Annotated in this window: 8 protein-coding genes; 2 read left to right on the top strand and 6 right to left on the bottom strand. The window is 60.2% G+C overall.

From position 1 onward, the window contains the following. Window positions 1-118: 118 nt before the first annotated feature. The 5 genes from AC1RP7_RS21485 to AC1RP7_RS21465 form a co-directional block, all read right to left on the bottom strand. Window positions 119-799, bottom strand: coding sequence for a GntR family transcriptional regulator (locus AC1RP7_RS21485; protein ID WP_493182821.1), 681 nt, complete (start codon window positions 797-799; stop codon window positions 119-121). Window positions 800-824: 25 nt separating this feature from the next. Beyond that, entirely contained in the window at window positions 825-1529 is a 705-nt protein-coding gene (locus AC1RP7_RS21480; protein ID WP_493182823.1) for a FadR/GntR family transcriptional regulator, read from the bottom strand. Window positions 1530-1578: 49 nt separating this feature from the next. Next, the gene (locus AC1RP7_RS21475; protein WP_493182825.1) at window positions 1579-2892 is read right to left on the bottom strand and encodes a C4-dicarboxylate transporter DctA; all 1314 of its coding nucleotides are present in this window, start codon (window positions 2890-2892) and stop codon (window positions 1579-1581) included. Between the two features lie 351 nt (window positions 2893-3243). Then, the gene (gene glyA, locus AC1RP7_RS21470) at window positions 3244-4497 is read right to left on the bottom strand and encodes a serine hydroxymethyltransferase (protein WP_057713225.1); all 1254 of its coding nucleotides are present in this window, start codon (window positions 4495-4497) and stop codon (window positions 3244-3246) included. Between the two features lie 224 nt (window positions 4498-4721). After that, entirely contained in the window at window positions 4722-8570 is a 3849-nt protein-coding gene (locus AC1RP7_RS21465) for a bifunctional diguanylate cyclase/phosphodiesterase (protein ID WP_493182826.1), read from the bottom strand. A 289-nt stretch (window positions 8571-8859) separates the two neighbouring features. Here AC1RP7_RS21465 and ettA point away from each other — a divergent pair, with 289 nt between their 5' ends. Together ettA and gdhA are read left to right on the top strand one after the other, a co-directional pair. Beyond that, on the top strand, window positions 8860-10524 hold the full coding sequence (gene ettA / locus AC1RP7_RS21460; protein ID WP_057713227.1) for an energy-dependent translational throttle protein EttA: 1665 nt from the start codon (window positions 8860-8862) through the stop codon (window positions 10522-10524). Window positions 10525-10871: 347 nt separating this feature from the next. Then, the gene (gdhA, locus tag AC1RP7_RS21455) at window positions 10872-12209 is read left to right on the top strand and encodes an NADP-specific glutamate dehydrogenase (protein WP_057713228.1); all 1338 of its coding nucleotides are present in this window, start codon (window positions 10872-10874) and stop codon (window positions 12207-12209) included. Here gdhA and AC1RP7_RS21450 read toward each other — a convergent pair. Beyond that, on the bottom strand, window positions 12206-12700 hold the full coding sequence (locus AC1RP7_RS21450) for a GreA/GreB family elongation factor (RefSeq protein ID WP_340314615.1): 495 nt from the start codon (window positions 12698-12700) through the stop codon (window positions 12206-12208). The genes gdhA and AC1RP7_RS21450 overlap by 4 nt on opposite strands. Window positions 12701-12767 lie beyond the last annotated feature (67 nt).

Below are 12767 nucleotides of genomic sequence, written 5' to 3'. Positions count from 1 at the left end.
TTATGGCGTCTGTGAGGACGCCATCGCGGGCAAGCCCGGCTCCCACAGGTTTCTGGTTGAACACAAAGTCTGTGCTTGGCCTCGAACACTGTGGGAGCGGGCTTGCCCGCGATGCGATCTAGCCGGCAACACAATGTTCACGGGGTGTATTGAGCAGTGTCTGCTCCAGATGATCCAGATGCCGGTTTATCAGCATGACCGCTGTCGCAGCATTTCCACGTTCAACAGCATCAACAATCGCCAAATGCTCCTGCCACGCGCAAAAACTGTGCGTCTGCTCCTCACACTGCGCAATCGCCAATGACGTCAGCGGCACCAGACTGCCAAGAAAATGCGCCAGCGGTGCATTTCCAGCCATTTCGGCCAACTGCAAATGAAACTCTCCCGACAAACGAATCGCCTGGCCACGCTCAGCGCATTCACGCTCGCTATCGACTAGCGTCCGCAGTTGCTTCAGGTTTTGCACGCCGGGTCGCTGACACGCCAGCCGCACCAGCATGATCTCGGCCAGCCGCCGGGCATGCAGGGTCTGCCGGGTCTGCTCGGCATCAAGTTCGGCGACGCGGGGACGATGGTTGGCTCGAAGGAGGATGATTTGCTGATGGGACAGTCGCGTCAGCACATCACGCACATCGCTGCGTCGAGCACCGAACATCTGCGCCAGGCTTTCTTCCGTAAAGCGGCTGGCCGAATGGATGCGCTGTTCGAAAATGGCATCAAGGATCCGCGAATACAGATCATCCACCGAAGGGCGGATGGGCAGGGTAACGAGTGTTTGTGGCGAGGCGAAGCCGATCATGGCCAATCTCCAGTTCGAAGAGGTTTCAACTGCCGAGGTTGTCTTCCGGGATATTCAGTTCGATGCCCATGCGCTGGCCTTCGCGCAAAATGTGCCGACGCATCTCGGCACTGGCCTGGGCGCTGTTCTTGCTGCGGATCGCGCGCACCACGGCTTCGTTTTCTTCAAGGCGTTCAGCCAGATGCTCCGGGGAGTTGCGCAACACTTCGGCGCTTTGCTTGAGGGCATTGCTGGTTTGCAGGACCACGCTCTGGAAGATCGGGTTCGAGGTCAAGGTGAACAGTTCCTCGTGGAAGGCGATGTAAGCGCTGACTCCGGCTTCACTATCGCCAGCCTCCAGGGCTTCGCGCATGTCCATCAGGGTCAGGCGCAGTTGCCCGACTTCCTTGCTGCTGATGGACTGCGCCACGAGGCCGACGATGAACGGTTCGAGGGTGTAGCGCAGTTGCAGCACATCTTCGAGGCTGGCGCCGGCCACGGCGCTGTCGTGGCTTGCGTTGTCGCTGAGTTGCGCGTCAAGCACCACAACGCCCTTGCCCGGCATTGAACGCACGAGGCCGAGGGTTTCCAGCACGATCACCGCTTCGCGCAGGCTCGGGCGGCTGATGCCCAGTTGTTCGGCCAGTTCACGCTGGCCCGGCAGCATGTCGCCGGAGCGCCACTGCCCCCTGGCCAAAGCGGCCCGAAGTTTTTCTACCACTGAGTTGACGACGGTTGATGAGGTAATCACTTGTTCGCTCCGTGAGCCGTGCCTGCGGGGCGGCAGGCACGGCGGTCATTCAGAATTCTTTGGCTGCCGCTTGAGCAGCCGGTTTTCGTGGCTGGAAGGTATAACCCGCCTGGCCGGAAAGTACCTTGTTCGCCCGCTGTACATCGATGTCCTTTTCCCACCGTGCGATGGCGACGGTCGCCACGCAGTTGCCGATCAGGTTGGTCAGTGCCCGACCGATGCCCATGAACCAGTCCACGGCCAGCACCAGCACCAGACCCACCACCGGAATTGCCGGAATGGCGGTCAGGGTGGCCGCCAGAATCACCAGCGCCGAGCCCGGAATACCGTGGGCACCCTTGGAGGTGATCAACGATACCAACAGAATCGTCAACAGGTCAGTCATGGCCAACGGCGTGCCGGTGGCGTTGGCGATGAACACGATGGCCAGGGTCAGGTAGATCGAGAAACCGTCGAGGTTGAACGAGTAACCCGTTGGAATCACCAGCCCTACCGTCGAACTGCCAATGCCCAGATGTTCAAGCTTGCGCATGATTTGTGGCAGCACGGCGTCGGACGAAGCGGTGCCCATGACGATCAGCAACTCTTCGCGCAGGTACTTGAGCAATGGCCACATCTTCAAGCCGGAGAGGCGCATCACCAGGCCGAGAATCAGGGCCACGAAGGCCACACAGGTCAGGTAGAAGAGGCCGACCAGGTTGCCCAGGTGTTGCAGCGAGTCCAGGCCATATTTACTGGTGGTGAAGGCGATCGCACCGAATACACCGATCGGTGCCAGTCGCACGATCATGCCCATGATGCGGAAAATCACGTGGCTGAGTTCATTGATCAGCCGCGAAATACCCGATGCCGCCTCGCCCACCAGATTCAGTGCACTGCCGAACAGCACGGAGAACAACAGGACCTGCAGGATGTTGTTATCGGCAAAGGCACCGATCACCGACGTCGGAATCAGGTCCATCAGGAACTGTGTGGTGGTGTGCATGTGCTGGCCGCGCTGGGCAATGTCGCCCATGTCGGCTGCGGAAAGCTGCTCCAGGTGAATGTTCGCGCCGCTGCCGATGCCGGTGCTGAAGGCGAACACCAGGCCGATCACCAGGGCGATGGTGGTCAGCACTTCAAAGTAGATCACCGATTTGAGGCCGATACGGCCGACCTTCTTCAGGTCGCCGGCACCGCTGATGCCGCTGACCACTACGCAAAACACAATCAAGCCAATGAGCATTTTGATCAGCTTGATAAAACCGTCACCGAGCGGTTTGAGCTGAGCGGAGTATTCGGGAAGGGTCAGCCCGCAGACGATGCCGAGCACCAGTCCGAGAACCACTTGGAGGAAGATTGAACGCGAGCACCATCTGAGCATGGGAGGAATCCTGGTCGGCGTCCTGGCTGCCGTGCGCAAGGCGCATCGACTTCAGGACTTAATTATTGTGGTCTTACCGGTATGTCCAGTGCAGGCTCAGTCTAGGCGCTATTTTTAGGTGTTCGCAAGTAAAAATTAGAAAATTGGCATGACCGGTCTTACCAGTTGGTGCTGGGCCTGTAGGAGCGAGCTTGCTCGCGAAGGTCGTCAACGATAACGAGTGCTTGCTGGTTCAACGCATCATCATTGAAATCATCGCGAGCAAGCTCGCTCCTACAGAAGCATTTCACGGGCGAAAAAAAACCGGCCATCTCTGGCCGGTTTCTTATGACTGCGGTTTAGCGGGGCTGATTAAGCGCCGTATACCGGCAGCTTCTTGCAGATAGCCTTGACCTTCTCACGAACGGCATCGATCACCGCTTCGTTGTTCAGGTCAGCCAGGATGTCGCAGATCCAGCCAGCCAGTTCCTTGCACTCTGCTTCCTTGAAGCCACGAGTGGTCACAGCCGGGGTGCCGAAGCGCAGGCCGGAGGTGACGAACGGGGAGCGTGGGTCGTTTGGCACGGAGTTCTTGTTCACGGTGATGAACGCTTTGCCCAGAGCGGCATCGGCGTCTTTACCGGAGATTTCCTGCTTGATCAGCGACAGCAGGAACAGGTGGTTCTGAGTACCGCCCGACACTACGTCGAAGCCGCGCTCGATGAACACGCCGGCCATGGCCTGGGCGTTCTTCACCACTTGTTGCTGGTAAGCCTTGAACTCAGGCTGCAGCGCTTCCTTGAAGCAGATCGCCTTGGCTGCGATCACGTGCTCCAGCGGGCCGCCCTGGGCGCCCGGGAATACCGCGGAGTTCAGCTTCTTCTCGATGTCGGCGTTGGCGCGAGCCAGGATCAGGCCGCCACGTGGACCACGCAGGGTCTTGTGGGTGGTGGTGGTCACCACGTCAGCGAATGGAACCGGGTTCGGGTAGACGCCAGCGGCAACCAGGCCGGCCACGTGGGCCATGTCGACGAACAGGTAGGCACCTACCTTGTCGGCGATTGCACGGAAGCGCGGGAAGTCGAGGATCTGCGAATAGGCAGAGAAACCGGCCACGATCATTTTTGGCTTGTGCTCAACGGCCAGGCGTTCGACTTCGTCGTAGTCGATCAGACCGTTGGCGTCGATGCCGTACTGGATGGCGTTGTACAGCTTGCCGGAGGACGAAACGCTGGCACCGTGAGTCAGGTGACCACCGTGGGCCAGGCTCATGCCCAGGATGGTGTCGCCGGCCGACAGCAGGGCCAGGTAAACGGCGCTGTTGGCTTGCGAGCCTGCGTGCGGCTGAACGTTGGCGTAGTCGGCGCCGAACAGCTCTTTGGCGCGGTCGATAGCCAGCTGCTCGACGATGTCTACGTACTCGCAACCACCGTAGTAGCGCTTGCCCGGGTAACCTTCGGCGTACTTGTTGGTCAGTACCGAGCCTTGAGCTTCCATCACCGCAGGGCTGGTGTAGTTTTCCGAAGCGATCAGCTCAATGTGCTCTTCCTGGCGCTGAGCTTCTTGCTCCATGGCGGCAAAGAGATCGGCGTCGTACTTGGCAATAGTCAAATCACGGCTGAACATGGCGGTCCTCAAGGATCGGGGGCGGAAAAGGGGGGCATTCTAACCTAATGGGTTTTAGATGGCATATGAAACGGCATCATGTCGCAGACAAGTGGTGTTCATGCGGGGATTAGCGGTGATCGTGCCGGCCTCTTCGCGAGCAAGCCCGCTCCCACAGGGGAATGCATTCCAAAATGTGGGAGCGGGCTTGCTCGCGAAGGCGTCATCTGCGGCGCTGCAAGACCTCAGTCAAACATGAACAGGGCATCATTGCTGAACTGCCCTTCGAACCGGCCCGCCGGCATCGGCCGACCGAACAGATAACCCTGTACCTCGTCGCAACCGTGCTCCCTCAGGAAATCCAGCTGCTCATGGGTTTCCACGCCTTCGGCGATCACCGCCAGGTTGAGGCTGTGGGCCATGGCAATGATTGCCCGGGCGATTTGTGCATCCTGCTCGCCGCTGGGCAGGCCATCGACAAAGGTGCGGTCGATCTTCAGAACGTCGATCGGGAACTGCTTGAGGTAGTTGAGCGATGAGTAACCGGTACCGAAATCGTCGACCGCAATGCTCAGGCCGAGGTTTTTCAGGCCGTCGAGGATCTGCATCGCCTCGCTGACTTCGCGCATCAGGATACTTTCGGTCAGTTCCAGTTCCAGGCACGCCGGCGGCAGGCCGGTTTCCTTGAGGATGGTGGCGATACGCGTACCGAGCTGGCCGTCGGAGAACTGTCGCGCCGAGATGTTCACCGACACCTTCGGCACCCGTACCCTGGCCTGATGCCAGGCCTTGAGTTGACGGCAGGCTTCGCTGATCACCCAGTCGCCGACATCCACCACCAGCCCGAGCTCTTCGAGCACCGGAATGAAATCCCCCGGCGGCACCAGCCCACGGCGTGGATGGCGCCAGCGCAACAGTGCCTCGGCACCGGTCAGGCGCTTGCCGTCACCGCTGAACTGCGGCTGGTAATACAGCACGAATTCGTTCTGTTCCAGGGCATGGCGCAAGTCGCTTTCCAGCTCCAGACGTTCCAGCGCACTGGCGTTCATGTCCGCCTGATAAAACTGGAAGTTGTTCTTGCCACGCTCCTTGGCGTGGTACATCGCAGTGTCGGCATTCTTCATCAACTGGCTGAGTTCGTTGCCGTCCTGCGGACTCAGGGCGATGCCGATACTGGCGGTGACGAAGAACTCGCGGCCTTCGAGCACGAATGGTTTCACCAGGCTGGCGAGAATCTGTTCGGCCACATGGATCGCCCGGTTCAGGGCGATTTCACGGTTGGCTCGCGGTTGCAGGAGCAAGGTGAATTCGTCACCGCCCATGCGCGCCACGGTGTCGTCTTCGTCGACGCAACCGAGCAGGCGCGTGGCCATTTCCTTGAGCATGCGGTCGCCGGCGGCGTGGCCCAGGGAGTCGTTGATCGGCTTGAAACGGTCGAGGTCGAGGAACATCAGCACCACCCACGACTTCTGCCGTTCGGCCGATTGCAGGGCCGTGTGCAGGCGATCCTGGAACAGTGAACGGTTGGGCAGGTGGGTCAGGGCGTCGTAGTAGGCGAGGCGGTGGATCCGTTGCTCGCTGGCCTTGCGCTCGCTGATGTCGCTGAAGAAACACACATAACTGGCCAGGTCGCCTTCGTCGTCGAGTACGGCGGTGATCCCGACCCAGGCCGGGTAGTGCTCGCCGTTGCGACGCTTGAGCCAGACTTCGCCTTCCCAGGTGCTGTGCTGGCCCAATTGCTTGAGCACGTAACGCAGATGGGCTTCTTGCTGGTCGTCGACGGTCAGCATGTTCGGCAGTTGGTCGAGGACCTGCTCCACGGCGTAACCGCTGACACGACTGAAGGCTTCGTTGGCCTGGACGATGTAGCCGGCCGGGTCGGTGATCAGGATCGCCGAGGTCGAGTGTTCGAATACCGTGGCGGCCATGCGCAGATCTTTTTCGGCCCGGCGTTGCTGACTGATGTCGCGGCCGACGCCGAGCACGCCTTCGAACGTACCGTGTTCGTCCCAGACCAATACCAGGCGCAGTTCGATCGGGATCTTGCGCCCGTCGGCCCGCAGGCAATCGAACAGGAACAGTTGGGTTTGCACCTGGCTGCGCAACAGCGCCAGTTGGTCCGGTTGATCCAGCGCTTTGCTGACCCGGTCCATCAGGTGGTAGATGCCGGTCAGCTGTTGCGGGTTGGCGATGGTCGATTGCCAGCCGTTCTGGAAAATCCACTCGGCGTCGTAGCCCAGCACTGCTAGCACCGAAGGGCTGACGTAATTGAGGTTAAGGCGGCTGTCGGTGGAGAAGATCACGTCGCTGATGCTTTCGGCAAGCATGCGGTAGCGCTGCTCGCTGTCGCGCAGCGATTCGCTGGCTTCGATCTGGTCGGTGATGTCCTTGGCCACGCCGATGATCCGCGTGACCTGGTCGTCCTTGTCCCGCGCCAGTGCCTGCTCGCGAATCTCGAAGCGTCGCCACTGGCCGTCCCGATGGCGGAAGCGCAACTGGCACTGCATCAACTGGCGATAACCGGCCTGGCGCTGGATCTGGCGAGAGCGGTGGTAATAGTCGGCGTCTTCGGGATGCAGGAGGATTTCCCAGAAGTATTCGCCCATCTGGTGCAGTTCGTTGCGGTTGTAACCCAGGGTCTGGCCCAGATGGTGGTTGCTGTAGATCATGCGCTGGCTGATCACATCCTGCACATACAGATGATCCGGCACGGTGCGCACCACGTCCGACCAGAAGCCTTCGCGCTCCTGCAGCGACAGCTCGATGAGCTTGCGACTGGTGATGTCAGTGATGCTCAGGATCACCGCATTGTAGTCGTCCGGGGTTTGCGGCAGACACAGCACCAGCCACAGGTGCTGGACGCGGCCGCTGGCGTCCTGCAACTTGATTTCCAGCTCAAGCTGTTGCTGCTGGTTGAGCATCGCGTCGAGCACCTGGTTGCCGATGGCGGTGCCGTCCTGCGGATTACCGTCGATCAGCAGTTTCCAGGCTTGGTCGGCGCTATCGACATTAAGCAGTTGCAACGCCACCTGGTTGACCTCGGTGATCCGCAGTTCCTTGAGCAATGGCCGGCGTTGCTCCGGGATCGCCAGCCACGCTTGCAGTTGCTCGCTGCCCTGCAGTTGTGCCTTGTCGAAAAAGACCTTGAGCCCGGACATATCGAGGACGCACAAGGCCACGCCGGTGCCTTCGAAAATGTCCTGGTAACGCCGGCGGCCTTCATTCAACTGGCGCTGACGCCGGCGCGTGTTCAGCAAGGCGAGGAACGGCAGCATGGAAAACGCCAGGCCCAGCAGACATTTGCCGATGAACGCCGGCAGCAGCTCTTCCAGCACGCGCTGACGGTCGAACAGGCCGCGCAATTGCCAATCGCTGCTGCTCAGCGGAACCGTCAGCACGCTGTTGGCGACATCGTCCTCGGTCAGCGTGCCCGGATTGACCGAGGGCAGCGCTTCGTCGCGGCTGATTATTTGATGACTGATGCGGTTCTCCACCAGCCACAACGGGCGGCCACCGGCCTCGCGTTGCTTGGTCAGGGACGAAAAGAAGGTGGGCGTCAGGCGCAGGACCCAATAGCCTCGGGAACTGCCGCTGGCCTGATGCAACAATAAATGCACCACGGAACCGTCGGTGGCGTTGCTGAAGTAGTGCGCCTGGGCGTGGCTGCGGCGTACCAGTTCACCCAGGTAGTTGTTGTCATCGCTGTCGGGAGCGCTGTCACTGATGACTCTTCCCGAGGGACTGAGCAACGCCAGGCTGCGCAGATCAGGCAGCGACTGTTGCAGCTTGCGCAACAGGGCCTGCAGTTCATCGGCGCCCTGCGGTTGCTCGACGATCGGCAACAGGTTGAGGGCGATCTGCGCGTTGAGCGCCATGTTCAGGCTGACCTGCGCGGCCAGATCGGCGGTGTAGTCGATGGTGTACTGACGCTGGTTCTTCTGGGTTTCGCGCAACTGGTCGAGCAACTGCCAGAACAGCAGGGCCAGCAGCAATAATACGAGTGTCGCCAAGGTGCCCTTCAAAGTCCCGCGCAGGGGGGAGCCGAGCACTGTGGCCGGCGCACTGGAAATCGGAGGCGGAGGGACAATGGACAAGCTGTAATCCTGCGGTTTGGCTGGACTGGCGCGACATGCACTATAAGCCGGACGCCCGAAGGGCGGCTAGCATGCCTTGAGTTGTGGCGAAGTGCCAGCCCCTGTCCGTCGGCTGGACTGCCACCGGTCATTAAGGTAGCTTTGCGGGTTACGCGGGAGCGTTCCAGCTCCTAGACTCAGACTTTTTTCAGTGCGCACGTCTTGATCTCCTCAAGCGGGCGACGCGCACAGTCTGGCCGGGCATTGCCTGCGCTCCAATCATTCATCAGTCACTGACCCTAGGTTCTCCATGGCTCAATACGTATTCACCATGCATCGGCTGGGCAAAGTTGTTCCGCCGAAGCGGGAAATCCTGAAAAACATTTCTCTGTCGTTCTTCCCCGGCGCCAAGATCGGCGTGCTCGGCCTCAACGGTTCGGGTAAATCCACGCTGCTGAAAATCATGGCTGGCGTCGACACCGAGTTCGAGGGCGAAGCCCGTCCGATGCCGGAGCTGAACATCGGCTACCTGCCCCAGGAACCACAACTGGATCCGACCAAGACCGTGCGTGAAGTGGTCGAGGAAGCGGTCAGCGTGATCAAGGACGCCCAGGCACGCCTGGACGAGGTCTACGCCGCCTACGCCGATCCGGATGCCGACTTCGACAAGCTGGCTGCCGAACAGGCCAAGCTCGAAGCGATCCTGCAGGCCAGCGACGGCCATAACCTGGAGCGTCAGCTGGAAGTCGCCGCCGATGCACTGCGTCTGCCGGCGTGGGATGCCAAGGTTGAAGTCCTCTCCGGTGGTGAAAAACGCCGTGTGGCCCTGTGCCGTCTGCTGCTGTCCGCACCGGACATGCTGCTGCTCGACGAACCGACCAACCACCTGGACGCCGATTCCGTCGCCTGGCTGGAGCACTTCCTGCACGACTTCCCGGGCACCGTGGTCGCGATCACGCACGACCGTTACTTCCTGGACAACGTTGCAGGCTGGATTCTGGAACTCGACCGCGGCGCGGGCATTCCTTACGAGGGTAACTATTCGGGTTGGCTGGAAGCCAAGTCCGATCGTCTGGCTGCCGAATCCAAGCAGCAGTCGGCTCACGAAAAAGCCATGAAGGAAGAATTGGAGTGGGTGCGCAAAGGCGCCAAGGCCCGCCAGTCGAAATCCAAGGCTCGTCTGCAACGCTTCGAAGAAATGCAGTCGCAGGAATTCCAGAAGCGCAGCGAAACCAACGAGATCTACATCCCGGCCGGTCCACGCCTGGGCGACAAGGTCATCGAATTCAAGAACGTCACCAAGGGCTATGGCGACCGCGTATTGATCGACAACCTGTCGTTCGCCATGCCTAAAGGCGCCATCGTCGGCGTGATCGGCGGTAACGGTGCGGGTAAATCGACCCTGTTCCGCATGTTGATGGGCAAGGAAACACCGGATTCGGGCAGCATCGAAGTCGGCGAAACCGTGCAGCTGGCTTGTGTGGATCAGAGCCGCGAAGACCTGGATGGCAGCAAGACCGTGTTCCAGCAGATCTCCGACGGTTCCGACCAGATCCGCATCGGCAACTACGAGATCCCGTCGCGTACCTATGTCGGTCGCTTCAACTTCAAGGGCGGCGATCAGCAGAAGTTCGTCAAGGATCTGTCCGGTGGTGAGCGCGGTCGCTTGCACCTGGCCCTGACCCTGAAAGAGGGCGGCAACGTCCTGCTGCTCGACGAACCGTCCAACGACCTCGACGTCGAAACCCTGCGCTCCCTGGAAGAGGCCTTGCTGGACTTCCCGGGCGCCGCCATTGTGATCTCTCACGATCGGTGGTTCCTTGACCGCGTCGCGACGCACATCCTGGCGTACGAGGACGACTCGCAAGCGGTGTTCTTCGAAGGTAACTACAGCGAATACGAAGCTGATCGCAAAAAGCGTCTCGGCGAAGCAGCTGCCCAGCCGCATCGTGTACGCCACAAGAAACTGGCCTGATTTCAGGTTGGTTGCATAAAGAGCGGAGCCTTCGGGCTCCGTTTTTTTTGCGCGTTTTTTCAGTGATACCGCGGCGCATTCATCGCGAGCAAGCTCGCTCCCACAGGGGAATGCATTTCAAACTGTGGGAGCGAGCTTGCTCGCGATAGCGATCTCCCTTGTGGTGCAAAAGCCAGATCTTGAATCCCTGTTCGGGTGCAAAAAAGGCCAGAAAACCGGAATAATTTATATCCTGTGCACCATTTAATTTCATGAATGCGACATTCTGCTCTGTTCCTGTGCGTGAATCGTTTGTTACAGTCCGGCTCAATCTCCTCCAACGACAATAAATTTGCCGAGACTTTTCCATGATCGAATCCGTCGAATCCTTCCTTGCGCGCCTGAAAAAACGCGACCCGGACCAACCCGAATTTCACCAGGCTGTCGAAGAAGTCCTGCGTACCCTGTGGCCGTTTCTTGAAGCCAATCCGCATTACCTGACCTCCGGCATCCTGGAGCGCATCTGCGAGCCGGAGCGGGCGGTGGTGTTTCGCGTGTCGTGGGTCGACGATCAGGGCAAGGTCCAGGTCAATCGTGGTTTCCGCATCCAGATGAACAGCGCGATCGGCCCGTACAAGGGGGGCCTGCGTTTCCACCCGTCGGTGAACATGGGCGTCCTGAAATTCCTCGCGTTCGAGCAAACCTTCAAAAACTCCCTGACCTCGCTGCCCATGGGCGGCGGCAAGGGTGGGTCGGACTTTGATCCGAAAGGTAAAAGTGATGCGGAAGTCATGCGCTTCTGCCAGGCCTTCATGAGCGAGCTGTACCGCCACATCGGCGCCGACGTTGACGTACCGGCCGGTGATATCGGTGTCGGCGCGCGGGAAATCGGTTTCCTGTTCGGCCAGTACAAGCGCCTGAGCAACCAGTTCACCAGCGTGCTGACCGGCAAAGGCCCAAGTTACGGCGGCAGCCTGATTCGCCCGGAAGCCACCGGTTTCGGTTGCGTGTACTTCGCCGAAGAAATGCTCAAGCGTCGCGGCCTGGCCGTGGAAGGTAAACGCGTAGCGATCTCCGGCTCCGGCAACGTCGCGCAATACGCGGCGCGCAAGGTCATGGACCTGGGCGGTAAAGTGATTTCGCTGTCCGACTCCGAAGGCACGCTGTATTGCGAAAGCGGTTTGACCGAGGAGCAATGGCTGGCGGTGCTGGAGCTGAAGAACGTACAGCGCGGGCGTATCCGTGAACTGGCCGACCGTTTTGGCCTGGAGTTCCGCGCAGGTGAGCTTCCGTGGAGCCTGAGTTGCGACATCGCGCTGCCGTGCGCGACGCAAAACGAACTGGATGCCGAAGCCGCTCGCACCTTGCTGCGCAACGGCTGCATCTGCGTGGCCGAAGGCGCGAACATGCCGACCACCCTTGAGGCGGTGGACCTGTTCATCGAGGCGAACATTCTGTTTGCGCCGGGCAAGGCATCCAACGCCGGCGGCGTGGCAGTGAGCGGGCTGGAAATGTCGCAGAACGCCATGCGCCTGGCGTGGACCGGTGGCGAAGTGGACAGCAAACTGCACGCGATCATGCAGTCGATTCACCACGCTTGCGTGCATTACGGCGAAGAGAATGGCCGGGTCAACTACGTCAAGGGCGCGAACATCGCCGGCTTCGTCAAAGTCGCCGATGCCATGCTCGCCCAAGGCGTCGTCTAAGTCGGTTCGATACGGATCACTTCTATCAGTTGATCCCCGGCGGGGCGCTGCCACAGCACTTCGTCGTTGAGTCGTGCGCCGAGCAGCGCCCGACCCAGCGGTGAGCTCCAATTGATCAGGCCGTGGGCGGCATCGGCCTGATCTTCGCCCACCAGTTGTACCCGGCGTTCGGTGGCGTGTTCATCGGCGTAGGTCACCCAACTGCCGATCTGCACTTTCTCGGTCGAAGTCGCGGCGGGAACCACTTGAGCGCTGCCCAGGCGCTGCTTGAAGTAACGCAAATCACGTTCGAGATCCGCCAGGCGCTGCTTGTCGGCCTGTTCGCCTTTTGCCGATTGTTCGGCGTGCAGGGATTGCAGTTCGGCGACTTTTCCCTGCAACAGGTTCAGGCCTTGCGGCGTGACGTAATTGGTCTGCGTGCTGACCTGCCGTTCGACTGGCTGATCGGCTTGCGCGGCGGCACTATCTTCATTGACGAAGGCACGGCTCATGGAATTCTCCCGGTATAGGGTTTGGGCCATGGTCGCAGGCATTTGGTTTCACTGGATGTCTGAAAGC

Source organism: Pseudomonas sp. GW822-FHT01E03, assembly GCF_058802985.1.
The sequence above is the reverse complement of the archived record's forward strand: the minus strand, read 5'-3'. Positions and strand labels throughout refer to the sequence as shown.

Bases quoted from the DNA above. Each gene is read 5' to 3' on its own strand.
- AC1RP7_RS21450 (WP_340314615.1), bottom strand. From the start codon at position 12,700: ATGAGCCGTGCCTTCGTCAATGAAGATAGTGCCGCCGCGCAAGCCGAT.
- ettA (WP_057713227.1), top strand. From the start codon at position 8,860: ATGGCTCAATACGTATTCACCATGCATCGGCTGGGCAAAGTTGTTCCG.
- glyA (WP_057713225.1), bottom strand. From the start codon at position 4,497: ATGTTCAGCCGTGATTTGACTATTGCCAAGTACGACGCCGATCTCTTT.
- gdhA (WP_057713228.1), top strand. From the start codon at position 10,872: ATGATCGAATCCGTCGAATCCTTCCTTGCGCGCCTGAAAAAACGCGAC.
- AC1RP7_RS21475 (WP_493182825.1), bottom strand. From the start codon at position 2,892: ATGCTCAGATGGTGCTCGCGTTCAATCTTCCTCCAAGTGGTTCTCGGA.
- AC1RP7_RS21485 (WP_493182821.1), bottom strand. From the start codon at position 799: ATGATCGGCTTCGCCTCGCCACAAACACTCGTTACCCTGCCCATCCGC.